Origin of the sequence: Nonomuraea sp. NPDC049784, assembly GCF_040659615.1 — a bacterium.
Classification (GTDB): Bacteria; Actinomycetota; Actinomycetes; order Streptosporangiales; family Streptosporangiaceae; genus Nonomuraea.
The window spans coordinates 1-24,385 of the sequence record NZ_JBFAMX010000025.1 but is presented as its reverse complement, the minus strand read 5'-3'; the positions used below and the strand labels follow the sequence as shown (position 1 = coordinate 24,385).

Annotated in this window: 39 protein-coding genes; 5 read left to right on the top strand and 34 right to left on the bottom strand. The window is 67.2% G+C overall.

The genetic code is table 11. The features are described 5' to 3' along the window. Positions 1–12 precede the first annotated feature (12 nt). From AB0J09_RS09235 to AB0J09_RS09220, 4 genes are all read right to left on the bottom strand, one after another. A complete protein-coding gene (locus AB0J09_RS09235) occupies positions 13–564 on the bottom strand; it encodes a hypothetical protein (protein ID WP_360687627.1) in 552 nt (183 codons plus the stop codon). A gap of 231 nt (positions 565–795) precedes the next feature. Then, positions 796–2,082: a PBSX family phage terminase large subunit gene (locus AB0J09_RS09230; RefSeq protein WP_360687624.1), complete on the bottom strand. Its 1,287-nt coding sequence runs from the start codon at positions 2,080–2,082 to the stop codon at positions 796–798. Continuing rightward, positions 2,079–2,567, bottom strand: a complete 489-nt coding sequence (locus tag AB0J09_RS09225) for a hypothetical protein (protein ID WP_360687621.1) — start codon at positions 2,565–2,567, stop codon at positions 2,079–2,081. The genes AB0J09_RS09230 and AB0J09_RS09225 overlap by 4 nt, the downstream gene beginning before the upstream one ends. Before the next feature lie 19 nt (positions 2,568–2,586). Continuing rightward, positions 2,587–3,309: a ParB/RepB/Spo0J family partition protein gene (locus tag AB0J09_RS09220; protein ID WP_360687618.1), complete on the bottom strand. Its 723-nt coding sequence runs from the start codon at positions 3,307–3,309 to the stop codon at positions 2,587–2,589. Between the two features lie 218 nt (positions 3,310–3,527). Here AB0J09_RS09220 and AB0J09_RS09215 point away from each other — a divergent pair, with 218 nt between their 5' ends. Next, positions 3,528–4,538 carry a hypothetical protein gene (locus AB0J09_RS09215; protein ID WP_360687615.1) on the top strand — a complete coding sequence of 337 codons (1,011 nt, stop codon included), beginning with the start codon at positions 3,528–3,530 and terminating at the stop codon, positions 4,536–4,538. Positions 4,539–4,615: 77 nt separating this feature from the next. Here AB0J09_RS09215 and AB0J09_RS09210 read toward each other — a convergent pair whose 3' ends face one another. Beyond that, positions 4,616–5,401, bottom strand: coding sequence for a DNA adenine methylase (locus tag AB0J09_RS09210; RefSeq protein ID WP_360687612.1), 786 nt, complete (start codon positions 5,399–5,401; stop codon positions 4,616–4,618). Positions 5,402–5,457: 56 nt separating this feature from the next. Between AB0J09_RS09210 and AB0J09_RS09205 the strand changes: the two genes are divergently transcribed. After that, entirely contained in the window at positions 5,458–5,748 is a 291-nt protein-coding gene (locus tag AB0J09_RS09205) for a hypothetical protein (RefSeq protein WP_360687609.1), read from the top strand. 226 nt (positions 5,749–5,974) lie between these two features. Here the strand turns inward: AB0J09_RS09205 and AB0J09_RS09200 are convergent, their stop codons facing one another. Beyond that, positions 5,975–6,130: a hypothetical protein gene (locus tag AB0J09_RS09200; RefSeq protein ID WP_360687606.1), complete on the bottom strand. Its 156-nt coding sequence runs from the start codon at positions 6,128–6,130 to the stop codon at positions 5,975–5,977. A 140-nt stretch (positions 6,131–6,270) separates the two neighbouring features. Between AB0J09_RS09200 and AB0J09_RS09195 the strand changes: the two genes are divergently transcribed. Together AB0J09_RS09195 and AB0J09_RS09190 are read left to right on the top strand one after the other, a co-directional pair. Further along, positions 6,271–6,795, top strand: a complete 525-nt coding sequence (locus tag AB0J09_RS09195) for a hypothetical protein (RefSeq protein WP_360687603.1) — start codon at positions 6,271–6,273, stop codon at positions 6,793–6,795. Further along, positions 6,792–7,235, top strand: coding sequence for a hypothetical protein (locus AB0J09_RS09190; RefSeq protein WP_360687600.1), 444 nt, complete (start codon positions 6,792–6,794; stop codon positions 7,233–7,235). Before AB0J09_RS09195 ends, AB0J09_RS09190 begins: the two co-directional genes overlap by 4 nt. Before the next feature lie 10 nt (positions 7,236–7,245). Here the strand turns inward: AB0J09_RS09190 and AB0J09_RS09185 are convergent, their stop codons facing one another. Together AB0J09_RS09185 and AB0J09_RS09180 are read right to left on the bottom strand one after the other, a co-directional pair. Next, on the bottom strand, positions 7,246–8,214 hold the full coding sequence (locus AB0J09_RS09185) for a tyrosine-type recombinase/integrase (protein WP_360687597.1): 969 nt from the start codon (positions 8,212–8,214) through the stop codon (positions 7,246–7,248). Continuing rightward, positions 8,211–8,651 carry a hypothetical protein gene (locus AB0J09_RS09180; RefSeq protein ID WP_360687594.1) on the bottom strand — a complete coding sequence of 147 codons (441 nt, stop codon included), beginning with the start codon at positions 8,649–8,651 and terminating at the stop codon, positions 8,211–8,213. Before AB0J09_RS09180 ends, AB0J09_RS09185 begins: the two co-directional genes overlap by 4 nt. 274 nt (positions 8,652–8,925) lie before the next feature. On the opposite strand from AB0J09_RS09180, the gene AB0J09_RS09175 reads away from it, so the two are divergent. Beyond that, complete coding sequence (locus AB0J09_RS09175) at positions 8,926–9,378, top strand: hypothetical protein (RefSeq protein WP_360687591.1); 453 nt, start codon at positions 8,926–8,928, stop codon at positions 9,376–9,378. Here AB0J09_RS09175 and AB0J09_RS09170 read toward each other — a convergent pair. The 26 genes from AB0J09_RS09170 to AB0J09_RS09045 all read right to left on the bottom strand — a co-directional run bounded on the left by AB0J09_RS09170 (position 9,375) and on the right by AB0J09_RS09045 (position 24,304). Further along, a complete protein-coding gene (locus tag AB0J09_RS09170) occupies positions 9,375–9,593 on the bottom strand; it encodes a helix-turn-helix domain-containing protein (protein WP_360687588.1) in 219 nt (72 codons plus the stop codon). The genes AB0J09_RS09175 and AB0J09_RS09170 overlap by 4 nt on opposite strands. Before the next feature lie 16 nt (positions 9,594–9,609). Then, a complete protein-coding gene (locus AB0J09_RS09165; protein ID WP_360687585.1) occupies positions 9,610–9,843 on the bottom strand; it encodes a hypothetical protein in 234 nt (77 codons plus the stop codon). Between the two features lie 756 nt (positions 9,844–10,599). Next, positions 10,600–11,001 carry a hypothetical protein gene (locus AB0J09_RS09160; RefSeq protein ID WP_360687582.1) on the bottom strand — a complete coding sequence of 134 codons (402 nt, stop codon included), beginning with the start codon at positions 10,999–11,001 and terminating at the stop codon, positions 10,600–10,602. 526 nt (positions 11,002–11,527) lie between these two features. Further along, complete coding sequence (locus AB0J09_RS09155; protein WP_360687579.1) at positions 11,528–12,214, bottom strand: hypothetical protein; 687 nt, start codon at positions 12,212–12,214, stop codon at positions 11,528–11,530. Positions 12,215–12,306: 92 nt separating this feature from the next. Further along, entirely contained in the window at positions 12,307–12,981 is a 675-nt protein-coding gene (locus AB0J09_RS09150) for a hypothetical protein (RefSeq protein ID WP_360687576.1), read from the bottom strand. Positions 12,982–13,038: 57 nt separating this feature from the next. Then, the gene (locus AB0J09_RS09145) at positions 13,039–13,917 is read right to left on the bottom strand and encodes a hypothetical protein (protein WP_360687573.1); all 879 of its coding nucleotides are present in this window, start codon (positions 13,915–13,917) and stop codon (positions 13,039–13,041) included. 596 nt (positions 13,918–14,513) lie between these two features. Beyond that, on the bottom strand, positions 14,514–15,086 hold the full coding sequence (locus AB0J09_RS09140) for a hypothetical protein (RefSeq protein WP_360687570.1): 573 nt from the start codon (positions 15,084–15,086) through the stop codon (positions 14,514–14,516). Then, complete coding sequence (locus AB0J09_RS09135) at positions 15,083–15,886, bottom strand: hypothetical protein (protein ID WP_360687567.1); 804 nt, start codon at positions 15,884–15,886, stop codon at positions 15,083–15,085. The genes AB0J09_RS09140 and AB0J09_RS09135 overlap by 4 nt, the downstream gene beginning before the upstream one ends. A gap of 96 nt (positions 15,887–15,982) precedes the next feature. Beyond that, positions 15,983–16,507 (bottom strand): J domain-containing protein, encoded by a 525-nt coding sequence (locus AB0J09_RS09130; RefSeq protein ID WP_360687564.1) that lies wholly within the window; start codon positions 16,505–16,507, stop codon positions 15,983–15,985. A 27-nt stretch (positions 16,508–16,534) separates the two neighbouring features. Next, a complete protein-coding gene (locus AB0J09_RS09125) occupies positions 16,535–17,677 on the bottom strand; it encodes a hypothetical protein (RefSeq protein WP_360687560.1) in 1,143 nt (380 codons plus the stop codon). Next, the gene (locus AB0J09_RS09120) at positions 17,674–18,219 is read right to left on the bottom strand and encodes a hypothetical protein (RefSeq protein ID WP_360687557.1); all 546 of its coding nucleotides are present in this window, start codon (positions 18,217–18,219) and stop codon (positions 17,674–17,676) included. Before AB0J09_RS09120 ends, AB0J09_RS09125 begins: the two co-directional genes overlap by 4 nt. Further along, entirely contained in the window at positions 18,219–18,596 is a 378-nt protein-coding gene (locus AB0J09_RS09115; RefSeq protein WP_360687554.1) for a hypothetical protein, read from the bottom strand. Before AB0J09_RS09115 ends, AB0J09_RS09120 begins: the two co-directional genes overlap by 1 nt. Beyond that, a complete protein-coding gene (locus tag AB0J09_RS09110; RefSeq protein ID WP_360687551.1) occupies positions 18,593–19,207 on the bottom strand; it encodes a hypothetical protein in 615 nt (204 codons plus the stop codon). Before AB0J09_RS09110 ends, AB0J09_RS09115 begins: the two co-directional genes overlap by 4 nt. Then, positions 19,207–19,716 carry a hypothetical protein gene (locus AB0J09_RS09105; RefSeq protein WP_360687548.1) on the bottom strand — a complete coding sequence of 170 codons (510 nt, stop codon included), beginning with the start codon at positions 19,714–19,716 and terminating at the stop codon, positions 19,207–19,209. The genes AB0J09_RS09110 and AB0J09_RS09105 overlap by 1 nt, the downstream gene beginning before the upstream one ends. Continuing rightward, positions 19,716–19,949 carry a hypothetical protein gene (locus tag AB0J09_RS09100; RefSeq protein WP_360687545.1) on the bottom strand — a complete coding sequence of 78 codons (234 nt, stop codon included), beginning with the start codon at positions 19,947–19,949 and terminating at the stop codon, positions 19,716–19,718. Before AB0J09_RS09100 ends, AB0J09_RS09105 begins: the two co-directional genes overlap by 1 nt. Continuing rightward, positions 19,942–20,310, bottom strand: a complete 369-nt coding sequence (locus AB0J09_RS09095; protein ID WP_360687542.1) for a hypothetical protein — start codon at positions 20,308–20,310, stop codon at positions 19,942–19,944. The genes AB0J09_RS09100 and AB0J09_RS09095 overlap by 8 nt, the downstream gene beginning before the upstream one ends. Continuing rightward, entirely contained in the window at positions 20,310–20,567 is a 258-nt protein-coding gene (locus tag AB0J09_RS09090; protein WP_360687539.1) for a hypothetical protein, read from the bottom strand. Before AB0J09_RS09090 ends, AB0J09_RS09095 begins: the two co-directional genes overlap by 1 nt. Beyond that, entirely contained in the window at positions 20,564–20,851 is a 288-nt protein-coding gene (locus tag AB0J09_RS09085; protein WP_360687536.1) for a WhiB family transcriptional regulator, read from the bottom strand. The genes AB0J09_RS09090 and AB0J09_RS09085 overlap by 4 nt, the downstream gene beginning before the upstream one ends. Further along, positions 20,851–21,147 carry a hypothetical protein gene (locus AB0J09_RS09080; RefSeq protein ID WP_360687533.1) on the bottom strand — a complete coding sequence of 99 codons (297 nt, stop codon included), beginning with the start codon at positions 21,145–21,147 and terminating at the stop codon, positions 20,851–20,853. Before AB0J09_RS09080 ends, AB0J09_RS09085 begins: the two co-directional genes overlap by 1 nt. 55 nt (positions 21,148–21,202) lie before the next feature. Continuing rightward, the gene (locus AB0J09_RS09075; protein ID WP_360687530.1) at positions 21,203–22,135 is read right to left on the bottom strand and encodes a hypothetical protein; all 933 of its coding nucleotides are present in this window, start codon (positions 22,133–22,135) and stop codon (positions 21,203–21,205) included. Continuing rightward, on the bottom strand, positions 22,132–22,683 hold the full coding sequence (locus AB0J09_RS09070; protein WP_360687527.1) for a hypothetical protein: 552 nt from the start codon (positions 22,681–22,683) through the stop codon (positions 22,132–22,134). Before AB0J09_RS09070 ends, AB0J09_RS09075 begins: the two co-directional genes overlap by 4 nt. Further along, positions 22,680–22,919 carry a hypothetical protein gene (locus AB0J09_RS09065; protein WP_360687524.1) on the bottom strand — a complete coding sequence of 80 codons (240 nt, stop codon included), beginning with the start codon at positions 22,917–22,919 and terminating at the stop codon, positions 22,680–22,682. Before AB0J09_RS09065 ends, AB0J09_RS09070 begins: the two co-directional genes overlap by 4 nt. Further along, entirely contained in the window at positions 22,916–23,287 is a 372-nt protein-coding gene (locus AB0J09_RS09060; protein ID WP_360687521.1) for a hypothetical protein, read from the bottom strand. The genes AB0J09_RS09065 and AB0J09_RS09060 overlap by 4 nt, the downstream gene beginning before the upstream one ends. Continuing rightward, positions 23,284–23,640, bottom strand: coding sequence for a hypothetical protein (locus AB0J09_RS09055; RefSeq protein ID WP_360687518.1), 357 nt, complete (start codon positions 23,638–23,640; stop codon positions 23,284–23,286). Before AB0J09_RS09055 ends, AB0J09_RS09060 begins: the two co-directional genes overlap by 4 nt. After that, on the bottom strand, positions 23,637–24,020 hold the full coding sequence (locus AB0J09_RS09050; protein ID WP_360687515.1) for a hypothetical protein: 384 nt from the start codon (positions 24,018–24,020) through the stop codon (positions 23,637–23,639). Before AB0J09_RS09050 ends, AB0J09_RS09055 begins: the two co-directional genes overlap by 4 nt. 26 nt (positions 24,021–24,046) lie before the next feature. After that, positions 24,047–24,304 carry a hypothetical protein gene (locus AB0J09_RS09045; protein WP_360687512.1) on the bottom strand — a complete coding sequence of 86 codons (258 nt, stop codon included), beginning with the start codon at positions 24,302–24,304 and terminating at the stop codon, positions 24,047–24,049. Positions 24,305–24,385 lie beyond the last annotated feature (81 nt).

The window sequence follows — 24,385 nt, the reverse complement described above, 5'->3', positions numbered from 1 at the left end:
TCACGTTGTGGCTCAGACCAGGGAGAGCTGGACCGTGAAGACCCAGCTCGCCGCGCTGGTCTTCGCCCCAAGGGCCTCGACCTTGCGGTTCAGCATCCGGCCGCCCGTGGCGGCGTTGAAGATGCCCCACTCGTTCCAGGTGAAGTTCGCCTCAGCGGTCGAGAACGTCGCCCGGAACGTCACCGTGCTGGCGGAGGCGACGACGCCGTCCGCGTGCTGCGGGTAAGTGGCGTCCATCGCCTTGCGGAGCTTGTTCGTGCCCTGCAGATCGGTCTGCAGGGCGTCCGCCGCGGCGGTTCCGTCGCCCACACCGATCCGCGCGTTGGCCGCGTCGAATGCGGTGACGGTGGTGCCGCCGATGAGGCGGTGCCACAGCGAGGACACCCCGCCGTACATGAGCATGTTGCCCTCGTGCTCGATCACCTCGAACGGCTTCGTGGCCGGACCGGTGTCGTCGCCGTAGAACTTCTCCAGCTTCCAGTGGCAACGCCACCGCGCGGCGTCGTGGCGGTCCGCGCCGGCGCCCAGGTGACGGCCCTCGATCAGTCGCCCGTTTTCCCGCATCGTGTGCCCTCCCGGACAGCAGAAGGGCCACCCGCTGCGGATGGCCCTGACGTTCGCTTGTGTTGCAAGACGTGGCGTTGGCGACGGTTCCCGGCCGCCGCCGCCCCTCAACGGCGGCGGCCGGGAACCGCATCGGCTCGACGCACGTGGGTGGACGTGCGGAGCGGGCGCACCCCTCAGCCCGCCACAGATTGGGGGTGCGCGTTCATAGATTTAATAGCGGTTGCGCTATCAGAAGGCCGGCTGCAGCATGGGCAGCCAAGCCGCCTGAGTGGTGTGCAAGGCATACCTGACGGCGTCCAAAGCGTGGTCGTCCACCTTCACGGGCGCGTCCTCGCCTCGTTCCGCTTTCTTGTCGTCCCAGGCGTACGACCCGACCTCGTCGAGGAACCCGGACACCGACCGGTGCACCCGCAGATGGTCAGCCGCAAGCAGGTTCGACACCGTGCGGATGCCGTCGTTGACGGAGTTGTCACCCATCGTCGGCGTGAACCCATCGCGCAGCAGCTGCGTGATGAACGACGCGGCGGACGGGTCCACCACCACCCACTGCGGCCGCACCCCGTGAGTGCCAGGGCCGTAGGTGCCAGGCACGTTGTCCAGCCAGTCGGTCAGCTTCTGCGAGTACTCGGCGTCGGTGAGTTGCCGCCGCTCCTTACGGGAGTCCCACCGGAACTCCGACGCGAGGTAGATGCGGCGCTGCCCCTTGTCGTCTGGGGTGGACACGCCCACGAGGATCGCGTCGAACGGGTTGACCGTGCCGTAGTCCACACCCACCGACAGCCACCGCTCCATCGGCGGCAGCTCGTCCACGACGTGCCGGTCTGGGTCGTACATGTCGTAAATGGCGCCCTCGGCCATGACCCACAGGCCCTGGATAAACCGCTTGTACCAAAGGCCGGTGTACTCGGCCTTGAGCGCCTTGACGTACGCCGGGTCCAACGCCGTGTTGTCGTCCAAGGTGAAGTGCCAGTGCCGCAGGTCGAGCGCGTGCTTACGGTCGAGAAACTGCCGCTTCAGCCAATGGTTAGGCGCGTCGGGATTCGTGGTCGCGAACAGCTTCGCGTCCTTCACCGACAGACGAGCGAGCAGCTGGTCCCAGAACTCGCGCTCGATCAGCGTCGCCTCGTCCACGTACGCCCCGGCACAGGTCATGCCTCGCAACCGGTTCTCCGACCGGGCGTCGTTCGACGAGATGATCTCAACCCGGCGGCCCAGGATGTTCGCGGTCGGAGCGCCACGGGTGTAGATGATCCGCCGCGCGACCGGCCCCGTGATCGCCGGGTCCGTCAGCGGGTCGAACACATTTCTTGCGATCGTGTCCGACGTCTTGCCAACGATCACCAGCGACCCGCCGCGCGGCGCCTGCGCGATGTAGATCAGCCACCGCAGCAGGCTGGCGATCGTCTTGCCCGACCGGATCGCCCCGCTCCAGATGTTCAGACGTGCCGTGCTCTCCGCGATGCTGCGCTCCTGCTTGGGCGACAGCGTGAGCGGGCTCGCCGCTGGCGTGCTCACAGGTCGTCGTCACCCGATTCAATCTCGCCGAGGACTTCGCCCTCGAGGATCGAGTCGGTGTCGGGGTCCGGTACGGCGTGCCTCTGCTGGAGCTGGATCAGCATGTTCCCCAGCAGCGACGCCATGTCGCCGTCCGCCAGGCCATTGCGGTTGATCAAGTCCAGGCCAAGGAGGCTGGAGCGCCGGTTGATGCACTTCAGCGCCGTCTCGCACGCCTGAACCTCACCCTTGATGACCTTCGGCCACAGGCTCGCCATGATGCGGTCGAGCCGGTCGATCTCCAGCTTCAACAGCTGCTCGCTGGCCATCTGCTCCTGCTTGGCGGCCTTCTGCAGCGCCCGGTCGATGTCCTTCGACACCGACGCCGCGCCCGCGTAGCCCAACCGCTCAGCGATGACCGTGGGCGACACCCCGGCGATGCGCATCTGCACCGCCTGGTAGCGGCGCTGGGAGATCTCCACCTGCCGCGCCTTGCTGACAACCATGAGGGGAACTCCCGGTCTGCTAGTCGGCGTACGCGCGCAGCGCGGCCAGGACGATCTGTGCGGTGCTGGCGTTGCCGTCGCGGGCTCGGATTCGGCCGAGCAGGGCGTTCACCTCGTCGTGCTCGGCGGCGGTCAGCGTGATGAGCAGGTCAGCCGTCAGGCCGGCCTTCGGTCGGGGCGGTGGCGCGTCGTCTTCGTCGCCGTCGTCGCCCAGGTCGTCCTCGTCGTCGTCGAGGTCGATGCGCGGCCGCGCCCGCTCCTGCCGGTCGTCGCCCTCGTCCTCGTCGGCCGCCGCGGCGGGCCGGCGACTGGCCGGGGCGTCCTCGACGATTTCGATACCGCTATCGATGTCGGCGAGCAGGTCGTTCAGGTCGTCGTCGGACCAGCCGGTGCCGTCGAGGTCGTCGAGGCCGCGCAGCAGCCCGGCAAGCACCTGGTCGTCGTACGCGCCGAACTCGGCGGTACGGTTGTCCGCCAGCATGATCCTCGTGGCGGTGTCGTCGTCCACGTCGATCACCAGGGCGGGCACCTCGGCCAGGCCGCGCTTCTTCGCGCCGCGCCAGCGATGCTCACCGGCGATGATCCGCATCCGCGACTTCTGCACCATGACGGTTCCGTAGAAGCCGTTCTTCGCGATCGACTCGGCAATCACGTCCACGTCGCCCCGGTGAGGGTTCTCCGGGTGCGGTTCGAGATCGCCCACCGGGACCATCCGGTACGCCTGGGAGACGATGGCAGGCACGACACCTCCGGGATTGGAAGAGAATTAAGATCGCAGACCGAGCGGTTGCTGTGAATGCGCGACATAGGAGCGTCTGACGTGCACTAGTTGCCGTGATTACCTTATAGGTAACGTTTTGCGGCATGGTGCGGATCGTGATAATTCGTTCGCATCACGTATCGTCGCGCGGGAGACTATCCCTGATAAACACGGGTCGCTGCATGCACGGAAGGTGCACCTTGACGACTGCTGAGGAATTCCTGGAGATCCAGATCCAAATCCAGACGGAGCCGCCGTATGTGGAAGCCTGCCGGAGGCTGATGCGTCAGGTCGCCCGCGTTCTCCGTCAGCAGCACGAGGCGAATCATCCCTTCTTCCTGGGCACACAGCTCCGAGTCCCGAAGAAGGGCACCCCCAGCCACGATGATCTCCTGGTGATCGGACAGGAGCGGCAGAGATGCCAGCCAGCCCTCATGAGGCTGCGGCAGGTCGGCGCTCACGCCGCCGAGTTGGCTATCGCCAACATGCTCGACCATGTCAACGCGTTGCGGCGCACCATTGACATGGAGGAGGACAGGTTGCCGCTGTTCTCGCACAACTCCGTCGTGCGGGTCGTCGCCGAGGCCGCTGCCACCGCGTGCCGGTGGTATGACCCGAGCGCCGACACGGTGACCCGTCTTCTCCGTGCGGCGGTGGGACACCGCTATGACGCGGAGCAGGACAAGAAGGGCTGCGATGCGCTGCCGGCCAATCTGCCATACGTCGCGCAGGCCCAACAGGCAGCGAACGAGCGCCTCGACGATGCGTTGAAGCTCATTTCTGAGGCGGGCATCACCGAAGGGTTAGGCCGTGATCAGAAGACGGTCGCCCACTTGATATGGCGCGACGGCAGGAAGGTTCCTACGAAGATCGAATGGTCGAGTGAGGTTGCCCGCTTGTTCCCCGACCTGCCAAACGTCTATCAGATCGGATCCGGCGCAATTCACAGCGTGCCTTGGCACCTGTCTGAGGTTCTGATTCCTTCAGCCACGGCGGTCTCTGGTCTCCGTGCTTCACCAAACCCGCTGAGCGTGGGAGGGGCGGTAGACACCGCCCTCACAGCCTGCGGGAAGGTAATCGAACGGTTCGGCACGTTCTATGGACTCGACGTCGATGACCTCCTACAGAAAACCGAACTCCGGCGGCGGACCGTCTCGGTGTACATGCAGGAGTACATCCATGAGGTCGATAGAGCTGTCGTCCAAGATTGACTCCTTGAGAACATCGGAAACGACAACATCTTCTCCACCTACCGAGTCAGAAGAGTGGCCGTCAGGACCTCTCATTCTCAGTGGTTGACCCAGATCGACTCGACCGCCAGCGCGCGCATGTCCGACGACGCCTGACGCACCCGGTAGTCGATCCGGCGCCACCCCTTGAGGAGGTCGTCGTACAGCTCCGACCGGTAGCCGGACAGCACGATCGCGCCCCGGCAGGAGTTCAGCAGCTCCAGCAGCTGGCGGTGCTGGTCGTCGGCGTCCATCTCCTTGACGTACCGGCCCGACCCGGCGCTGTTCCGCGTCGAGCGGAGGTACGGCGGGTCAAGGTAGAACGCCGTGTCCGGTGAGTCCATCCGCTGGACGAGCTCCAGGGCGTCGCACTGCTCGATGAACGCCTCCCGTAGCCGGTTCGCGTGCCAGCGCAGCGCGGCGCCCATCCGCTTCGCCGTCATCGGGTTGTTGACCCGCGTCCTCGACGTCGGGCGTCGCCACGACGCGCCCGCCTCACCCGACCGGGACTGCGTGCACTGCACCCACCACCGCCGCGCACGCTCCAGGTCGGACGCGCTGGTGTCGCCGAGCTTCGCCGCCTTGTGTTCGGCGCGGGCGTACGGGGTGAGCTGGATGGCGCGCTGCAGGTCGCGGGGCTGGTCGCGCAGTGTCCGCATGAACGCGACAAGGTCGCCGTTGATGTCGTTGATCGTCTCGATCTTCGCGGGGTCCTTGGCGAAGAACACCGCGGCGGACCCGGCGAACGGCTCGCAGTACACCTCGTGCTTGGGCAGCAGCGACGCGAGGAACGGAGCGAGCTTGCCTTTGGCGCCGTAGTACTGGAACGGAGGGCGCAGCGCCACGAGGACCCTCCTCGCTATGGTGACGGAGTGGACGATTCGATCAGGTGCGCGGCCGCGTGAGCAGGCCGAACCCCTACGACGAGGGGGCGTATCCGGTCGCGATACCGCCGCTGGTCGCGTACGTGCTTCCCGGCGAGGTCCACGAACGGGGCGTTTACCTGCTCGCGTGGCGGCAGGCCGGCCCGAAAGCTTGGGAGGGGCTGGTGACGTGGGTGGTCACCACGCACTCGGAGGCGGGGGCCTTGCATCAGAAGTTCGTGGAGTGGGTGCCCGCCGACGAGCTGCGCCAGGTCCCGGCCGAGGCGCTGCGCGATCGGTACAAGCAGGTGCCCCGGCTCAAGCGGTGAGAGCCGGTGACCCGCTTCGTGGCGATTCACCGGCTCTGGCTTTTGTCGTTATGTCGTTGACCAGGGGAAACGTCCCAGATCGACGCTAACAAGATCAACCTTGGACCTATCCAATGACCTTCGGACGGTCGTGATGACGCGTCAGCGTGCAACTGAGACGCGCGAATCGCGAGCGATCAGCGTTCCGAATGCGCACCAACGCGAGAAACGCGACGAATGCGCAGATTCACCAGACCCGGGCAAGCCGGTACTGCTCGACATCCTCGGCGTGATCCACCGAGTACCGGCAGCCGCCGCACACCGCCCGAGCAGCCCACGTGCCCAGGTTGATCGCGCCGCAGTGGTGCACCCACGCCGACTTGTCCAATGCGCTCGATCTCAACCTGGGCACGCTACCTTCCAGCTGCAGAAACCATGGCCCGATGCAACCCTCGTTCCGCGCTAGCCAGATGGCCAAAATTTGTCGGTGCCGGACGCTAGTCTGCCAATCTTGATCCAACCCGTCGATACAGAGGACACCAGGTGCCCTACCGGCGAGAACACGACCTGCCGCCACAGCGGCGAGGCAAGCTGACAAGGCTCGCCCAACGGATCCGGAGCCTCTTCTCGCCGCCAAGGCGGGCCGAGTCTCCACCCGATGCAGCGAAGGCCCTGCTGGCGGCTCTGCGCGATCCACCTAGCGCGATTCCATCACCTGTTGCATTCAAGATCATCGCTGGTACCGACCTGGAAGCGCTTGGCCTTCGTCTAATCAAAGGCGCCAAGGGCTGGCACTTCACCCTGATGTCCCACAGCGACGTCACCTATGCCCGCTCTCTCGGCAGAATGTGCGACGCCTTCTTCCAGGAGGACCCTGGGGCGAGCGACGAACAACCGCTCCCAGAAATCGACCTGATCGACGTGAGCGCCGACGAACACACACCTGGCGCGGCAAGCAACCTCGTCGAAGGACTCGATGCGCTCTTCCGACGGCTCGGTCCGCCGCCTGATCATCTCCGTACCGAGCGCGCACCACTACTTCACGGAGGCGGGGGAGCTGCCGAATGATTCCTAACCAGGAGCAGCAGCCCCTCACTGGGCTGGAGATCGCCATGCGGTGGGCAGAGCTTCCGTCCGAGCATCTCTCTGCTGCGCTAAAGGCGCTCAACCCGCAGCTTGCCCGTGAGCACGCCTACCGCATGGCGCAGCTCGCCGCTGAGACCCAGGAGAAAGCCGATCGCCGCAATCACCGTCTTCAGATGACGGGCCTGATCACAGGTCTCGTGCTGGCTGTCGGCATGCTCGCGGGCGCTGTGGTGCTCGGGGTCAACAATCAGCCGTGGCTCGCGGCGGCGTTCATGGGCCCCAGCTTGCTGGTGCTCGTGAAGATTTTCGTGCTCCGCGAGTCGGCCGCCGCCGACGTCAAGGCCGTTCAGAAGGCTTACGCCACCGCTCAGGCGCCTGCTGTACCGCCAGCGGCTGAGCCTGGTGCCCCGCCTCTCGTGTAGACGTGCTCGGTCATTCGATTACGGACGCCACGAGCTGCGACGTGTCCTTCTCCAGCCGATCCCGGCTATGCACGTAGATCTCCGTCGTCGAGACGTCCGCGTGCCCCAAGTCCAGCTGAATCTCCCGCATCGTAGCCCCGGCCTCCTCGGCCAGTGACGCGTAGGTGTGCCGCAGCGTGTGCGGCGTCACCTTCGATTCGATCCCGGCCTGCCGGGCGATCCGCTGCACCAGCTCAAACGCCTTCGACCTGTCCCAGGGCCGGCCCGACGAGGTCGCGAACAGCGGGCCCCGCAGGTCCCGCAGTTCCACTCCCTCGAGGCGCGCCCGCTCCAACAGGTAAGCGTCCAGCGCGTGTGTCGTCTCCACCGGCAACCGTCGGATCAGCGGCTTCTCACCCTTCGCAGTGACGCGCAGCGTCCGATACCCGCGCGCGAACGCCAGGTCGTCGATCTGCGCGTTCACCGCCTCCGAGATGCGGACACCCACCTGCAGCAGCAGACGGATCAGCGCCGCAGTACGCAGACGCTCCCGCCCGTGGTCGGCGTCGGCCGCGCGCAGCAACGCCCGAGCATCCGCCTTGGTCAGAGCGATCGTCTCGGAGTGCTTGCGCGGGATCTTCGGCCGCTTCGTCTTCTTGAAACGGTTCGCCTCGATCGCCTCGGCCTCGTGCAGGTAGTCGTACCAGGACGACACCGACGCCAGCACCTGAGCGACCGTCTTCGGCTTCGGCGGCCGCCGGGCCGTTTCCTGGAACCACCGCGAGAACACGTCGCCGTGCGGCTTACGTGCCGCCATCGGATCCAGGCCAGTCTCCGCGCAGAACGCGAACCACCGCCGGATGTTCCGCTCGTACGCCTCGCGCGTGTTCTTCGAGTCGAACGACCACAGCCACGCCCGCGTCAGGTCGAGGATGATCGGCGGGAGGTCGAGAGGGAGCGCGAGGTCGCCGCGCGGCGCCTCAACCAGCTCGGCCGTCACCTCTCCTCACTCGCTTCGCCCACGGCGATGCTGTGTAGGTAGTCCATCGGCGGGTTGGTGCCATTCCCGGTGAGCAGCGCAAGCCGCGTCAGGCGCGCGACCGCGTCCGGGCTGTTGGTCCCGGGGTACAGACCGAGTGCCGCGGCGTTGACTGCGTGCGCAGCCTCCGTCAGGAGGACCTTCTCCGTCTGGGGGTCGAGGTCAGCGTCGATGTGGGGGACCTTGATGAGGACGGCCAGGATGCCCGCGACGTGGAGGTACCGCCAGATGTCGTATGGGTGGCCCGGCTCGTCGTCCTCGGTGGACCGGACCCAGTCGGGGCTGGCCTCCAGGTGCCGCGGTAACTCCTCGGCCGTGGGCCGCACGGGCAGCAGTCGAGCACAGATGGGGGCGGGCGCGGCGGCCGGGTGGAGCCGGTCGCTGCTGTGGTCGCTCATGAGAGCACCTTTCGCGAGGGAAGTGGATCACTCGCGACGGTACCACACAGAGCGGAACATAACTTGGATTATGTTCCGCTATTAACGATCATGACTGTCAGCCCAAGAGACACAATTGCAAGAGTCCAGGAAGACAGATAGCGATCTGATCACAAGCCGACACAGGCTCACCACGCCACGATCAAATAGGCGAGTGAACTCCCGGAGGCCCAACCGCATCGCTTTTGGACTCGTCGCTACCGCCACCCTCCTCCTCACGGGAGCTGGGCTGATCATGGCGCTCGTTAAAGTCAACGGCAAGCCACCGTGGGACCTGGTTCTCCTCCCAGTCCTGCTCGCCCTGCCTTTGATCGTCTTCGCCATGTTGATTGAGAGACGCGACACAGAGCGACGGCTCGCGCAAGCAGGGGAAGTCTCCAGCGAAGCCCTCCAGCGCCGCATCGAGCTCGTCAACAAGGCGTTCGCCGAAGCCGCCACCCTCATGGCCGACCTGCAGCGCGACCTTGCCTCTCAACAAGCCGCCCGTGAAAGACTTATCGCTCAGGCCGAAGAACAGCAGCGACTCCTGGAAATCGACGAGGACCAGGCGGAGAAGATTCGCACGATCCTCGTCGGCGAGACTCAAGCCACCATCCGCGCCGAGCGGCGTCAACAGTGGATGTTCTTCGGTCTCGGCATCCTGGTGTCAATTCCGATCGGCGTCGCCATCAACCTGCTCGTCCCCTAACCAGCGGCGGGGGCCGGCCGCTGGTTGCCGCCCCGCGGCCGCAGCGGCGCCCCCGCCTCCTCCAGCAGCCGGTGAACGAACCCGTACGAGCGGCCCGTCGAGATCGACAGCCCCCGGATCGACTCCCCGTCCAGGTATCGGCGCTTCAGCTCCGCCTTTAGCGCCTCGCGCTCCTCGCCCGCCACCCGCTGATACTTCCGAACCATCACAGCCACCCCTGTCTGATTGCTCTCACGCAGCCGCCGCCAGCCGAGCCCGCAACGCATCCCGGCCCTCCGGCGTCTCGGGCACTTCGTCGCCCCGCCAGATACAGCCCTCGACCGTCGCCAAGTCGGCGAAGTCGTACACGACCTCGCGGCCCGACTTCCCCAGCACCCGCACGCCGTATCGGCGCGCCCACTGCCGGATCGTCACCGCCTCCCGGCCCAGCCGGACAGCAGCGGTCTTCGCCGTCGCAGGGGACATCAACACCCCCTGAAAAGCAAAAGCCCCCGAACCATGATCAGTCCGAGGGCACACGTCTCTCCGTCGCCCGAAAGTGTTACACACCCCGCACCCAGACGCAATTCGACAGCGGAACCGCTATTAGCGGCGGACGGAAGGGGAGCCCTCGTGTCCTGGTCGATGCCTCCCCTTCGCAGCATCACGGGGAGAGGTAAAGGCTTGCACGCTGGGCTTGCCCTCGCGCGACCGCCTCTAGCACCTGTTGCGAGGCTGCATTCATGAACTCTTCCAGAGCGCTGAGTGCTTGGTCACGGCGAGCGTTTAGCTCCGCATGATCTGCCGAGGAATAGATCTTCCACGCGGCATCTAGCGCCTGGGTGGCTAGGTGATTCAGCGCCGAGTCTGCCGTGACAAGCTGGAGTCTGAACAGCGCAGACTTGGCGCTCGCTCGCCGCGCGAACGAGACATCACGTGCCGCCACATCGGTCGGCCCGTCAGGATCCTCCCTGTGCCGATGCCACCGATCGTTTTGACTATAGCGATACGCCGTTAGGGCATCGGCGAACGCGGCGTAGGTAGCTAGCCGTTCCTGCCACAAGCGCTCCTCCCACGCATGCCGCCTTGCCTGCCGGGCGGTACGTAGCTGGAAAACATAGGTGGCCGAAGCGCCTAACAACGTGCCAGCGATCGCAATCAGACTTGCTAGAGCGTTCCCCATCTCACCAGTGGAGCACGAGCGAGGCTCCGCCAGCCGCCACTCTTCAGGAGCTGGTTGACTTAGCGCGCGACCGCGCGGAGCTCCACCTCCCCCTCCACCCGCGCCGACGCCTCCCCCTCCGAAACGTGCGCCCCACACGCGGCACACACGTAGAAGCCCGCTTTCACGTCCCAGCGGAACGACCGCTCACCACACCGGCAGCGCGCCGGCGTCCACGCAGGCGGCTCATCCCCCACCATCCGTTCGAGCAGCATCCGCCACGACAAAGCGAAATCCACCAGGCCCACCAGGTCCTCGTGCGCCAACACCGAATCGAGACGCTCCACCAGCCACGCCGCCGCCCGTGACCGAGCAACCGCCGACCGAGCGCCAACCAGACGCCCCGCCCCGCCCAGGAGATCGCGCGCCTCGTCCTCGAATTCCAGCAGCCTGCCCGTCAGCTTCTCCAGCAGCTCCCCCACCGGAGACACTGCAGGCTTCGGCCGCGACCCCGACACCCGCGACCACTTCGACGGCGGACGAAACCCATCCACCTCCCTGGCGAGCTGCGCAGCGAACGTGTCCACCTCCAACAGCGCAGCCCGCACCGTCGCCCGGCACGTCCCGCACACCAACGGCTCCCCCGGCCGCCACCTCACCTCCGGAACCTCCGGCTCCTCCGGCGGCTCCCCCTCCTCGCCGCGCTTCACCCACTCATCCACCAGATCCGCATGCTCCGCCCGCGCCGCCTCAAAAGCAGCCCACGCACGCCGCGACCTGCCATTACACGGACCAACACAAGCGCCCCGCACCACCGACACACCAGAAGCAAGACCAGACATGGCACCCCCGACCGGTCGAAGAATCCCCACAACACTACAAGATCAACTCGTTTGCGCAGGTACGGAGGCGCATGCAGCCCTGGCCGGCCCCGAACCGGGATACCCCCCGGGGGGTGCCGAAAGCGCCGGTCCGCGTGTGCGGTCCGGCGCTGGTCGGCGCGTCGCGCTACACGCGAACCTTCGCGCGTTCGGCAAGCCTGCCCGCGCTGTGCACGTCGCGCGCTACCTCGTGCCACTCCTTCCGCATCGTGTGCGCGCGTAGGGCCTGCAAGAGGTAAAGCGCTGCGGCGATGTACTGTCCAGCCTGCGTGGCGCTCTCCTGCTCGGCGCGACCCTCCGCAGCGATGAACGCGGCGCTACTCCAGGTCACAAGCACGGTGCCGATGTCGCTTCGCTCCGCCTTCACATCGACCATGACGCGCTGCTGCGCGAGCACGGCACAGCACTGCTCAACCGCGCGCTTGACGGTGTCGAACTGCTCACGCTGCCGGGCCTCCCGGCTGCTCGGCTGCACGCTCGGCAGCGTGGCGAAGAACGGGCGGACGTCGCGCCCCCGCAGGATGTAGCCGTTCCACGGGTTGCGGGGGGACAGTCCGGCGACAGTGAACACGCGCCCCCGGTAGTCCTGCCGGTCGCCCTGATAGGTGACCTCCGTACCCTGCGGGAGGTAGGCCGCTAGGGCGTCGGCAGACTCCCGGCAGATCTTGCCCGCGCCGCGCTGCAGCATGCTGCCCAGCTCGCACGGGATCGGCTCGTCGGTGCACTTACGGCACCTGACCGCGTGGTCGGCAACCGACCTACGCGCGCTCAGCGCGTGGTCACGGGCGACTTCGGCTTGCTCTCGGCGGATCATGGCTAGGGCCTCCTACGGCGTCTGTGGTGTCGGTGTGGGGGTCGGGGTGGGGACCGGGGCCCCGTGGTGGCGTCACGGGGCCCCGGGTGCTGCTAGGCGTCGGCCTTGACCTCGTCGGCGTCGGCGGCCTCGTCGGCGGCCTCCGCGTCCGTCTTGGCGTCGCCCTCCTTGGTGAGGGCCGCGATGATCTCGCTGACCTGCTCCCATGTCAGGTCGCGGTCCGCCATGACCTCGTCGTAGGTGTCGGCCGTGTGCGGGGCCTTGAACTTCTCGGCGAACTTCCACACGAGCCGCACGGCGGCCACGTCGGCGGCGCGCTTGGCTGCGGCCTTGCGGCGGGCCTCGATCTCCTTGCGGTACTCGGCCATGCTCGGAAGCTCGGCCAACAGCTTCTGAACCTGGCTGGCGGACGTGCCGGGGACCTTGCCAAGCTCGGTCAAGGTCGCCGTACCGAAACCAACCTGCGCACCGACGTGCATGCCGACCAGCGCGAACGTGGAGAACTTGACCGCGCTCTTGCCGGTGCCGCGCGTGGCGATGCACTCGGCGGGAAGGTCCTTCAGCTCGTCGCCGGTGATGATCCGGTCTGCCGTGCTGCCCTCGTTCTCGGACTTGGCCAGCTCGTCAAGGCGGCCGGTAGCGGCCAGCCCCAGCACGACGAAGCCGATGGGGCGGCTGATGCCCATCCGGGTGAAGGTCTTCGGGTAGGCGACGTTCAGCGACTCGATCGCGTCGAACAGTGCGGCGGGGTTGGTGTTGAGCTGCATTGATCTGCCCTTTCCGGGGTTGGGTGCCCGCCCAGACGGTCCGGGCGGGCGGTTGGGTTAGAGCTGCTGCGTGTCGTCGATAGCGGGTTCGCTATCGACGGTGCTGGTAGGGGGTCCGCTATCAGCGTGGCGGCGCTGTCTGCGTCGGTGCTTGATCAGCAGAGCGACACAGACGGCGGCGGCTGAGAGCATCACGGCCCACCAGATCCACCACACCAGCGCGGGCGTTTCGGTGGACGTGTTGGCCGCGTCGATCTGGCCAGGCTCGCCGGTCTGGCCAGGCTCGCCCTGGTCGCCCTTGGGTCCGGGAGTACCGGTCGGACCGGGCTTGCCGGACGGTCCTGGGCTGCCGTCCCTACCGGCGGGGCCTGCGGCACCGATCGGTCCGGGTTCGCCGGTACCGGCGGGGCCTGTCGGTCCCTGGCTCCCATCGGTGCCGGGCTTGCCGGACGGTCCGGCGTCGCCCTTGTCGCCGTCCTTGCCGTCCTTGCCGGGCTCGCCTTGGGGTCCGGGCGGTCCGGATGGTCCGGGCTCGCCCTGTGGGCCCTGAGGTCCGGCGTCGCCCTTGTCGCCCTTCGGACCGGGCTCGCCCTGGGGTCCGGGGCTCACTCCTGCCGGTCCGGGCTCGCCTTGGATGCCCTGAGGTCCAACGTCGCCCTCCGGTCCGACGTCGCCCTTTGGTCCGGGCGCGCCCTGCGGGCCGGGGGGACCGGTCGGGCCAGGCATGCCCTGCGGTCCGGGCTCGCCCTGGGGACCGGGGGCACCTTGCGGGCCGGGAGGTCCGGGCGGACCGCTAACGGTCACGGTCGCGACGGGATCGGCGGCGACCAGATGAGCGCTGGTCATGCCGCCTCCCGTCAGTGTGTACGCGGCAAGTAGCGCAGCGGCCGCACCGGCGGCCATCCACGCTGCTCGCTCGCTCGTTCGTGTCTGCATGATGATAAACCTAGACCGAACAAGACATGAAGTGCACCAGATTTGGTAACGGTTTTCCGGCGGTCTGGTAACGGACTGATTACGTATGTTGTGCCTGGTAAAGGCATAATTCCGAGTCAGGGCATGCCAGTTTTCGTACTTATGTTCGGATCGAACAGGGGCTGGCCGAGGCAAAAATCGAGTATGTGTTCGATAAGTCGTCAGTCAGGCTGATCATCTGCATTGGCACCAATTCGCCAGGTTCACCGGCGAGCGACCAGTTGCCCAGCCCCCGATTCTCGATGATCTTGCTTTCATCGCTAGAACGCTCTGAGATCGACGTAGAGCGGTTGATCTCCTGGGGGTACTCCTACATACCAGTCTGCACCTGTGCGCGTCTCTCCGTTAAGCTCAGCGCTTCCTAGACGGTGCGTCGCATCACGCATGGTGCGTCAGATGCTTCATGGTGCGTTTGGAGGCACGAGAAAACCCATCAGCGACGAGGAGGTGTGCTCGGCTCGTGCTGATGGGTTTCCGGGGCGTTTTGGCTGTTCTGGGGCTACTTTCCGCGTGGTTTCAGGCCTTCACCTCGCGGGCGTCCCTGGTGTTTGTGCTGGTCAGTGGGTCGGGTTATCCGCCAACGTGGCGTGCTGTCGCAGCATCACCTCAAGGGCTTGGGCGCGTTGGATGAGTTCGGCGACCTGGTCGGCTTCGTCGAGGAGTTCGGCGGGGTCGCTGATCTGCCCGTCGTAGGCGTCGGTTTCGTATCCGCTGGTGTCGCCGCCGAACGGGTAGCCGTCGCCGTCTGGGATGGCGTCGGCCAGCTGCGTTCGCAGTGCGTCGCGTTCGGCGGGCTGGACCATCTGGGGCCAGGTATCGCGGACGGTGAGCGCGAATTCGTAGGCGTCGGGCCAAGGCTCGCTGTCGGTGTACAGGTCCCAATCGCGGTCGAAGTTTTCGCGGGCGGCTGGGGTGAGCGCGGCGCGGAGGGGCTGGAATTCGGGGATGTCGGCTGCGGGCGGCCGGTCGTCTTCGAGCTGCTTGACGAAGGGGTCGCCTGCGGCTTCTGCGGCGGCGAGTCGTGGTGCTCGCTGGGTGAGCCATGCCTGGTATTCGGCGGGCTTGTGGGTCTGGCAGGGCGCGATCCACCCTTCGTCGCCGTCGCAGAGGCAGGGCGTTTCTGTGGTCATGCTTCATCCTTTCTTGCTTTGGCGTCGGCTGCGCAGCCTCGGCAGGGCAGGTCTTGGTGGTGTGTGGGGCACCGGCCGGCCGCTGGTGCGGGTGTCTCAGTCTGCCCCTGCGGTAGGTAGGGGCGGGGGTCTTTCTCCAGGGCCCGCTTGACGTACGCGGTCTTGTTCTGGATCCGGCCTCGGCCTTTGTCGAGGATCGTCTTCCTCACCCAGGCGGCGTAGTCGGCGGTGATGGGCTGCGCTGCGAGCGGAGCGAGTAGGCGCATGACCATCTCATCCACTTGACGAAGATCATCATCGTCGTCGTCGATTGATCGGCCGACCTGGTACGGCGGGATAGATGACTGACTAGATGTATTTGTCTTTGGGATGGGGTGGGATGGGAGTGGGGCATCGTCTTTCGACGCGTCGTCGGTCGCGTCTTGAGACGCGTCTCCCCCGGTGTCTCGTTCAGCGCGCTTCTTGTCCAGCCACCGCTCTTGACGTGCACGTTTCGCTTCGCGGTCCGCTCTGATCTTCTCGGCGGACGACTGGTATTCGAGGTAGTCGTGGACGGTCCATCCGCCGCCGTTTTCTGCGTCGTTTTGCTCCCAAAGTCCAGCGCAAACCAGCTCGTTTGCGTACCGTTTCGGGCTCCGCACGTCCGACACGTACGTGATCTCCGACTCGGCGATGCGGCCGTCCGTGAGGTTGGCGTTGCACCAGCACAGCGCGGACACGTACAAACGGAACGCCTTGTCCGACAGCCGCCGAACCTTCCGGTTGACCGGGAACTGGTCATCTACACGAACCCACGGCACGGGCCGCCTCTCCTTCGCGAGCTGGTTGTTCAGTTGGAGCTGGAGCCACCGAGGGAAGAGGCGTCCCACAACCGTAAGCGGTACCGCTATCAGCGGTCATCTTGCTCTCGGCGGCCGCCCGGTCAGGTCGTACTGCTGTCGCAGGCCGGGGTCGGATAGGACGTGGTACGCCTCCCCGATCTCCTGGAACCTGATCCGTACCTTCGGGTCGGGGTTGACGTCGGGGTGGAGGTGGCGCGCCAGCCGCCGGTACGCCCTCTTGATGTCGTCCTGGGTAGCAGTGCGGGCGACACCGAGCAGTTCGTACAGGCGCCCAGCCGGCGGCGACGTCTTGGGCGGCCGCGGCGGCAGCGCTTGGACGCGCGGTTTTCCGGTGCAGGTTTCTACGTGCCGCGTCATCCGCTTCGCGTGAGGCACTAGCGCCAGCAGGTCAGGGGTGATGCGCTGGGACCGCAGAACCCCGTGGACGTCCCTCCACACGGCGGTGTTGCCATCCGGGTGCGGGGCCAGATTTATGGGGACCTCCACGCCGGCGGCGGTGCGGGTCCACCAGACGTCCTTCCCGCACGGCAGCTTGTCCTTCGTGCCCCGGCATGGCCCTCGGTCAGATCTGGGGAACACGCTGCCTCTTCCCGGACGGCGTGGTCGTCACTTCTTGCCGCCGGTGAGCCGCTCGAACAGGGCGTTGATGGCGCTGAGCTCGGACTTTACCTGGTCCCGCTCGGCCCGGACGTCTTCCAGTTCCATGAGGAGGTCATCATGGTCGGCGCGGACCTTCTGCAGCTCGGCGCGGGCCTCATCCCGTTCGCGGATCGCCTCGTCCAGCTTGGCTTCGACCTGGCGGACGGTCTGTTCGAACGCGATGAGGGCCTGCAGGGCGGCGCCGCCGGTGGCGGCCGGCGCGGCGGGTTCGGGTGCGGGTGTTGTCGTCTTGGCCTTGACCGCGGCCGCGACGGTCCGGGGATCCGGCTTGGGCTTGGGCGTGGTCTTGGTGACGGTCAATCCGCCGTTGTTCCACTGCAGCGCGATCCACCACACGGGCGGGGTGGCGCGGGGCCGGTGGCAGCGGGTGTGCTCGGTCCGGTTGAGGTACTGCCGGACGTCCTTCTCGTGCACGGAGTCCCAGTCGGGGCATGCGGCCTTGATGATGTCGGCGAGAGCGCCCACCCACTGGACGCCGGGGACGTTGCCGTTGGTCAACTGCTTGTCGCCCTGCTTGCGGGCCTCTTCGCGGAGCAGCTCCCACAGGGCTTCGGCGTCGGCGGCGATGTCGCGGGGCTTGGTCCTGGTGACGTTGGTGGTCTCGCCGATCGTCGGCACGTCGGTGTCTCCTTCGGAAGTGGTGGCGGTGGTGGTGGCGAATTTGGTGAGGTAGGGGATCACTTCGGTTTCGCGGGCGTGCAGCATGTCCGCGTACGGCTTGGCCTCGACGGGGCCGGGGGTGTGGAGGATGCCGCCTGACACGTACGGTCGGAGTCCATTCGCGTAGGCCGCGGCGAGTAGCGCTTCAACGCTCCACCAGGTGTCACGGGGCATGCTGTCGTCTTTCTCGGTGGCGTGGTCGGTGGCGGCGACCATGGGTGAGGGCTTGGCGGGGTGGTCACGCAGCAGGGAGCGGATCTCGGTCTTGTAGTTGTCCAGGCCGCGGCCCATGGCCTGCAGCGGGATGGAGCCGGTGCGGCCGTTCTTGGGGTTGGTGATCTCCCACCGGCCGTTGGCGAGCTTCATGTCGAAGCCCAGGCGTTCGGTCTCGGCTTCGACGAGTTTCTTGACGTCGGACTTGCTGGTCATGTGGCGGGTCTCCTCCAGAGGGGAAGGCGCATGTAGTCGGCGAACGCTGCGGTGCCTGCTGCGCCTCGGCTCTTGGGGTTCAGGTGGGCGAGGACCCCGAAGTCGCCGGGCCTGCCTACGGCGAGGCCGAGCATGTAGCCGTTGCGGTACGGCCCGGCCGCCCGGGACAGTTCGGGGACGTCCCACGGCGCGGGGTGCGTTTCGACGGTCACGCCGGGCGTGTTGTTCGCCCACTCGTACGTCCACCGGTCGCTGCCGGGCGGGTCGTCGGTGTCGGGGTTGTAGCCGACGATCACGTGGAGGCGGCCGCCGGCGCGGGCCCGTACGTCCTCCAGGTCGTCGCGGACGCGGTGACGGGCGGCGCCCCGCCACCCTGTGTAGACCAGGGTGAGGGGGCGTGGCCGGGCGAGTTCTTCGAGCTTGTCCCGGAAGGCTTGCCGGATGTAGTCGGCGGCTCCCGGGGTGATGCGTTCGTCGTCGAGGATGTGGGCGAGCAGGTGGCGCAGGTGTGTCCGCTCCCCCGTGGTCAGGTGCTCGAGCATCAGCCGCCGCCCCCACCGCGCGAGCCCAAGCCTCCGCGCACGATCACCTTGCCGCCGCGGCTGGTGATTCCGACGTTGCTGGGGCGGACGATGGTGGCTCCGTGGACGCGGCCGCTGGAGTAGGAGCCGCCGTACACGTAGATGTAGGTGGCGTGGGAGCCGCCGTCGCAGAACCGGTCGTCCACCGCCCGATAGCTGCCGTCAGCGGCGATCGACGTGGTGTCCACGCAGTCGGCTGTGACGGTCTCCTCGTCGTCCTGGGCCAGGCCTATCGCGACCGCGCCGCCCACGATGAGTGTCGCTATGGCGGTGAGCGTCACGATCGTGATCGCTTCCGACCTCCGCTGTTGCCTGCGGCGCGCCTCCCATGTGGTCATCGGCTTTCTCCCTTGTGGGTGCAGGTGTCGGCGGTCTCACCGTGCAGCGCGAGGTGGTCCGCGCACGGCCAGGTGGGGCAGGCGTCGTTCGCGCATACGGTGATGGGCCTGGGCGCGCACATGGGGCACAGACTCAGGTGAGGCTCCACCCACTGCTTGGCATGGTCGCGGCAGCGAATCCACGTCTCGGTCGTGGTGGGCTGGTGGCGCGCGTCGATCCGGTTGAACGCTTCGCGCAGGTCTGCGTCTCGGCGGGCGCCGTTCAGCAGCTTGTCCAGCGCTTCCGCCCAGGTGGTGAAGCGGACAGCCCGGTCGTCCAGGTACGCCGTCGCCGGGAGCTTCCTGTTCGTAACGAGCAGCTGCCCGCGCTCGTTCCAGAACGTCATGGGCGCGTGGATGGTGCCTTCCACGCAGCACGTGAAGCCGTGCCCGGCCAGCCACTCGGCCACCTGCCGGGCGTTGCGGCTGGTGTGGATGAACACCGGGTGGTGCTCCATCAGGGCGCGCAGCCCCTCGAGGGCGCCCTGGATCGGACGGTCGTAGATCGTGCCGTCGTGCCAGCCGACCGTGTAGGCGTGGATCACGCCGTCGAAGTCCACTCCGATGGCCATCAGACCTGCACCTTCTTCCCGCTGGTCAGCGCCTCGACGAGCGCGTCAGCCAGCGACTCGGCCGACAGCGTGATCACGCCGTCCGCCGGGAGCGGCATCTCGGGGATGTCGATCTGGGCAAGCGCGTGGACGAGCTCGGCCCGAGTCACGAGCAGCGCCTGGTCGGCGTCGTCAGCCGGCCCGAGGTAGCGCAGCCCGTAGTTCTCGCCCCGCTTTGCCACGTCCCACCGGCCGGTGACCGTGCCACGCGTAAAGTCGGCGGTCATGAGCATCTGATCGAGGTCCTTCAAGAACATCGGGAACTCGTGGCCGTCCTGGTCGGCCCAGAAGAAGCGCGCCGCCGACCGGCCGCGCTCGAAGCCCGTCACCTTCAACGTGGCGGTGAACGGCTCGTTCAGCCGCCAGTCGTACGGGATCTCGGTACGAACGCCGTTGGCGTAGGTGTAGCGGGTCTTCGGGTAGTGGATGAGGTTGCCCTGCTCGTCGTAGGGGGCTTCGGTGACGGGCATCAGGTAGTCGGTCCTTCCGATGGCGGCCAATTCATGGCCTCGTCGATGATCACGAGGGATGCGCTCTGGCCCCGCCAGGTGCGGCGGCCCTTCATGCGCTGCTTGATCTGCTCTTGCGTCGGCGGGGTCCAGCCGTGCCAGCCGGCTGCGGGAGTCCACCGCTGGAAGTGGTCCCGCTGCGCGAGGCCGCACCAGCGGCACCCGTTCGGCTGCGCGACCACCTGCTCAGCCATGGCCACGACGCACGCTGCGCCGCTCCCGACGCGACATATACAGCTGGATGCCGTACGCGCCGCCGCGGCGGTGCGCGATCCACTCCGCTTCGGCGTAGCCGCCGGGCTCGACCCCGACCGTCCGGACGGTCTCAACGAACTCCGTCATGGACATGGGGAACATGTGGCTCTCGTCGTCGAGCCACATCACGTATCCGGCGGCGCGGCCGCGGGCGAACTGGGACAGCTGCAGGCGCGCGGTGAACGGCTCCGGAGCGCGCCACACGATCTCCCCTTCCGGGGTCCACGCGGCGCGCAGGAGGTTACCGAACTCGTCGAACGGCACCAACGCCTTGTCGTCGTCGTTCAGGTCAGCGGCCATCACTGGTCTCCCTTGCTGGCGGTCTGCGCGAGGACGTGGCGGACGAGGTCGGCGCCACGCAGCCCGGTCCCTGGTGCGGGGTGCGGGAGGGGGGCGGCCGGCGGGGTGTGCTCCCATCCGTTGGCGCGGAGCCAGGTGACGAACGCGAACGCGAAGTCGGTCGTACTGGCCCGGTCATCGGGGTCGGTGTGGTCGCGTTCGTAGGCGCGGGCGGCGAGTTCCTGTATCGCTTTCTCGCTGGCGTCGCTGGTGGTCATGACGCGTTCCTTTCTCGTGCTGATATGCGCTGCTGGCGGCGCCGGTAGGACTTGCGTTCGTCCTCGTCGAGGCCTCCGGCGACGCCGTGCTGCGCTGCGCTGACCTGCAAGTTGAAGTCCAGGCATTCGTCCCGGACGGGGCAGCGGCGGCAGATCTCCTTGGCCCGCTCGATGCGGGTTTCCTTCTGCTTGGGCGTCTCGCGGGGTTCGTCCTCGCCCGGCCCGTAGAACAGGGCCGAGTCCTCGTCTTTGCAGGCGGCCTGCTTGTGCCACGCGGGTGCCATCAGCGCCTCTGCTCGATCAGGCCGAGGTGTCGGGCGGCCGCGCTGTACCGTTCGACCTGGCGCGGCGACACGCGCATGCCGTCCGCGACCTGCTGCAGCGTGTTGCCGTCGTTGAGCAGCTGCGCGCACTGCTGGACCTTGGCGAGGCTCCGCGACGTGACCGGCATCCAGGCCGGCCCGGTCTCGGGCTTGATGACGTGGTATCCGGCGTTGCCGAGCGCGTCGAGGATGTCGTCGGCGGTGGGCGTGCCCGCCGTCAGCGCGTCGGAGATGACGTCGGTTGCCGTGTCAGTCATGACTGGTCTCCTCATTGCTCACCTGATAGCGGTTCCGCTTTCGACTGGCTGGTGGTCACGCGGATGCTCGCAGCTCGCCCACGTTGATCTGGGAGCGTCGTAGAGCCACTTCCAGCGCTTGCCACGTCGTGCCGAGCCGTTCGGCGAGTCGGTCCCCGTCGATCTCGTTGGTCTTCGGGTTGATCGGCGGGTCCGTGGCGAGGATGAACTGGGCGTCCTCGATCAGGGCCTCGCGGTTCCGCATGACACGCAGTCCCTCGAGGGTGCCCTTCTGCTGGAGCTTCTTGAGGTGCCGGGCGCACAGCAGCCGCTCGTCCTTCGACCCGTGAATGCAGGTCGGGTAGGAGCAGCGGACCATCGTCCACGGCTTCGCGTCGGGCTCGTCGATGGCGTCCGCCCACGCTGCTGCTGGGAGCCACCCTTGGGCGGCCGCGTGTGAGCGAGTGACACCAACTGAGCGCTTCGGGAGGTACTCCGCCGGGTCGAGGGTGTGCAGCTCGTCCGCAACGTGGTGGACACGTCGCGCGATGCCTACATGGATGGTGGCCTGATCACCGGCGCGGACCACCAGCAGGTGTTTCTCGTCCACGTCCGCCCGGGCGGCGATCTCCCGTATCGACCAGCCCTCCACCGCGAGTGCCCGTAGACGTCGTACGCAGCCGATCGCGTTGATCCGTACATGGTCGGGCAGGTCGTCCACGACGAACCCGAGGATCGCGTCAGACACGCGGGCGCTGATCTTCGCGGGAGGGTTGAGCCCGCGGCCGGGCGTCCCGTCCATGAGGTGGGAGACGGTGGACTTCGGCAGCCCAACCGCTTCGGCGAGGGCTCGGTAGCTGACCCGCCACATCCGGTGTATGTTCCGCACGTGCCTGCGGGCGTCATCAGCGTTCACCAGTCCGCGCCATGTTCCGGCGCGCAGCTTGATGCTCCGGTTGCGCTGGTAACGGAGCTGGGCTTGAGCGACCGCGTCGCGGGTCACCGTCACCGGGTCGCCTCCGGCCACGTCAGCTTGTCCAGCGCGGCCCGGTGCGCCTTCGGCATGTCGGCCAGTGGGTAGCCGAGGTGGTCGGCGCCCAGTGCGGCGAGCGTCGCGGCGTCGGCCATGTTGTCGTCGCCGCCCGTGATGAACATCGGCAGGCGGCGGGCGATCGAATCGACGACCTGGGCCTTGGTGCCGCTGCCCTTGCCAAGCGCGTACGTCTTCAGCGTGCCTTGCGGGACCTCGACGATGGGCACTCCGGCGTCCGCGATGATGCCCATCGTCCGGTAGTAGAGGTAGGAGCGCTCACCTGCGCCGCCGCGGCCGCCGTCCTGCCGATTGAAGACGAGCTTTTCGACCAGGACGAGATCAGCCTTCTCGGCGCTGGATATCACGATGATGCGGCTGGCCAGGTCGTTGAGCGTCCGGTACTTGGTGCGCAGGGGCATGTTGGTGATGCCGTCGCGGCCGACCTTCTCACACCAGCCAAGGCCGTTGGCCATGCCGGTGGCGGTGAGGGAAAGGTCGAGGCCGACCACGTGGAAGGGGATCACGGTTTCCATTCCTTCGGGGTTCTGAGGGTCTTGTGTAGGTCGTGGTCGCGCCAGAAGTCGGACCACTGTGCGGGGCACTTGGCGACCTGCTCAGCCGGCCGGGTGGCCCGGTGGTCTCGGTCGCCTCGGGAGCGTCTCCGATCAGCCCGGTGGCTGATCACTGCGAGGATGACCACCGCGGCGGCGGCCAGCACGCTGAGCGCGCCGATCGCCGCCAGGATGTCCTTCACGGTCACGCCGTGGCGTCCGGCTGGAGCCCGTCGAGCTGGGCGCGCAGCGAGGTCTTCTCGGCGACCGTCGCGATCAGGTCACGCTCGGCCGACTCGGCGCGCTCGGCCTGGGCGTTGCACTCCCCGGCCAGCTTGTACGCCAGCTCGGAGGCGGCGTCGTACTGGGCGCGCAGCGCGGTCATCTCAGCCTCGATGTCGCGGTGCGCCATGACGACACCGACGACCAGGCCGAACATGGTCCCGGCGGCTAGGCAGACGACGGCGATGACGAACGCCCACCAACCTCCGAAGACGATCAGCCCGCCGACGAAGGTGATGGCCACGCCGAACACGAGGTACTTCTGGTACGGCTCGACCTTGGTCTCGATCTTCACTTCGTGACCTCGTCTTCGATGGCCAGGATGTTCGGGTAGGACGAGGTGACCTGGACGCGCCAGCCGTTGACCTTGACGCGGTACGTGTGGCCTTCCTCCAGCTCGCCGTAGATGTCGGAGCTGTTGAACTTGAGGGACAGGAAGGCGTCGGTGTTCTCGTACACGTCGCCGTCCTTGTCCCAGATGAGGTAGCGGCACGACTCGGAGTTGTCGCAGACCCGCTCCTTGTCCTTGACGGTGATCGTCTCCACGCGGCTGGTGTTGAGCTTGGCCACGCCGACGATGACAGCGATGACGAGTCCGAGGATGGCAACCCCGAACACCAGCAGTTTGAAGTTGTCGTGGCGGTTCATTGCGCACCGCCCTCGAGGGCGGCGTCGATGCGCGCCTGCTGGTCGGCGGGGACGTGCGACCGCATCATCTCGGTGATGATCTGGTAGCCCGGCCTGCCCACGAAGCTCTCGCCCTCGTTCGCCTTGTCCATGGCGATCGCGGCCGCGGTCGGGAACGGCAGCTCGACGCCGTGCGCGCGGAGCACGGTGTCGAGGGATTCGACGGTGGGGAGCTCGCATGGGGTGTCTCCGAGAGAGAAGATCTCGGCCTCCTCCTCATCGTCGGAGGTGGCCGGGTCGATCGCCGTGGCCCAGAACGTCGCGAGGGGTGCGTCCCAACCGACTGTGATGGTGCGGCCCTCGGGCGAGCCGGGAGGGGTGGGGATGGTGTGGCGACTCATGTCAGCCTTCCATTGGTCAGGGTTGGTCAGTGGTCGTCGTCGGCTCGCGCCCGCAGGAGGGCGATGCCGGTGTCGGTGGACTTGGCCAGCTCGAACGCGGCCGCGTACTCGGGGAACCCGGCGGCCAGCCGGGCTCGGTTGAGTGCGTCGGCGGCGTCGAACGCCTGGAGGAGCTTCTGCACGAAGGTGGAGCCGGGCCATCCGCCGCGGCCGAGGTGGAACAGGACGTGCGCGGCGGTCTCGGGGGTGATGTGCGGGTCGGTGACCTGCTGGTCGATGCTCATCCGGTCTCCCGTGGTGTGGCGGGTCGGGCCGGCGCGGACCCGGGCGGGGCCCGCGCCGTGGTGCAGGGGTCACCCGCTGGC

Excerpts from the sequence above, each read along its gene's own strand:
- AB0J09_RS09235 (WP_360687627.1), bottom strand. The coding sequence starts at position 564 with ATGCGGGAAAACGGGCGACTGATCGAGGGCCGTCACCTGGGCGCCGGC.
- AB0J09_RS09225 (WP_360687621.1), bottom strand. The coding sequence starts at position 2,567 with ATGGTTGTCAGCAAGGCGCGGCAGGTGGAGATCTCCCAGCGCCGCTAC.
- AB0J09_RS09190 (WP_360687600.1), top strand. The coding sequence starts at position 6,792 with ATGATTCCTAACCAGGAGCAGCAGCCCCTCACTGGGCTGGAGATCGCC.
- AB0J09_RS09180 (WP_360687594.1), bottom strand. The coding sequence starts at position 8,651 with ATGAGCGACCACAGCAGCGACCGGCTCCACCCGGCCGCCGCGCCCGCC.
- AB0J09_RS09175 (WP_360687591.1), top strand. The coding sequence starts at position 8,926 with ATGGCGCTCGTTAAAGTCAACGGCAAGCCACCGTGGGACCTGGTTCTC.
- AB0J09_RS09165 (WP_360687585.1), bottom strand. The coding sequence starts at position 9,843 with ATGTCCCCTGCGACGGCGAAGACCGCTGCTGTCCGGCTGGGCCGGGAG.
- AB0J09_RS09155 (WP_360687579.1), bottom strand. The coding sequence starts at position 12,214 with ATGATCCGCCGAGAGCAAGCCGAAGTCGCCCGTGACCACGCGCTGAGC.
- AB0J09_RS09150 (WP_360687576.1), bottom strand. The coding sequence starts at position 12,981 with ATGCAGCTCAACACCAACCCCGCCGCACTGTTCGACGCGATCGAGTCG.
- AB0J09_RS09145 (WP_360687573.1), bottom strand. The coding sequence starts at position 13,917 with ATGCAGACACGAACGAGCGAGCGAGCAGCGTGGATGGCCGCCGGTGCG.
- AB0J09_RS09140 (WP_360687570.1), bottom strand. The coding sequence starts at position 15,086 with ATGACCACAGAAACGCCCTGCCTCTGCGACGGCGACGAAGGGTGGATC.
- AB0J09_RS09125 (WP_360687560.1), bottom strand. The coding sequence starts at position 17,677 with ATGACCAGCAAGTCCGACGTCAAGAAACTCGTCGAAGCCGAGACCGAA.
- AB0J09_RS09120 (WP_360687557.1), bottom strand. The coding sequence starts at position 18,219 with ATGCTCGAGCACCTGACCACGGGGGAGCGGACACACCTGCGCCACCTG.
- AB0J09_RS09115 (WP_360687554.1), bottom strand. The coding sequence starts at position 18,596 with ATGACCACATGGGAGGCGCGCCGCAGGCAACAGCGGAGGTCGGAAGCG.
- AB0J09_RS09110 (WP_360687551.1), bottom strand. The coding sequence starts at position 19,207 with ATGGCCATCGGAGTGGACTTCGACGGCGTGATCCACGCCTACACGGTC.
- AB0J09_RS09105 (WP_360687548.1), bottom strand. The coding sequence starts at position 19,716 with ATGCCCGTCACCGAAGCCCCCTACGACGAGCAGGGCAACCTCATCCAC.
- AB0J09_RS09100 (WP_360687545.1), bottom strand. The coding sequence starts at position 19,949 with ATGGCTGAGCAGGTGGTCGCGCAGCCGAACGGGTGCCGCTGGTGCGGC.
- AB0J09_RS09095 (WP_360687542.1), bottom strand. The coding sequence starts at position 20,310 with ATGGCCGCTGACCTGAACGACGACGACAAGGCGTTGGTGCCGTTCGAC.
- AB0J09_RS09090 (WP_360687539.1), bottom strand. The coding sequence starts at position 20,567 with ATGACCACCAGCGACGCCAGCGAGAAAGCGATACAGGAACTCGCCGCC.
- AB0J09_RS09085 (WP_360687536.1), bottom strand. The coding sequence starts at position 20,851 with ATGGCACCCGCGTGGCACAAGCAGGCCGCCTGCAAAGACGAGGACTCG.
- AB0J09_RS09080 (WP_360687533.1), bottom strand. The coding sequence starts at position 21,147 with ATGACTGACACGGCAACCGACGTCATCTCCGACGCGCTGACGGCGGGC.
- AB0J09_RS09055 (WP_360687518.1), bottom strand. The coding sequence starts at position 23,640 with ATGAACCGCCACGACAACTTCAAACTGCTGGTGTTCGGGGTTGCCATC.
- AB0J09_RS09050 (WP_360687515.1), bottom strand. The coding sequence starts at position 24,020 with ATGAGTCGCCACACCATCCCCACCCCTCCCGGCTCGCCCGAGGGCCGC.
- AB0J09_RS09045 (WP_360687512.1), bottom strand. The coding sequence starts at position 24,304 with ATGAGCATCGACCAGCAGGTCACCGACCCGCACATCACCCCCGAGACC.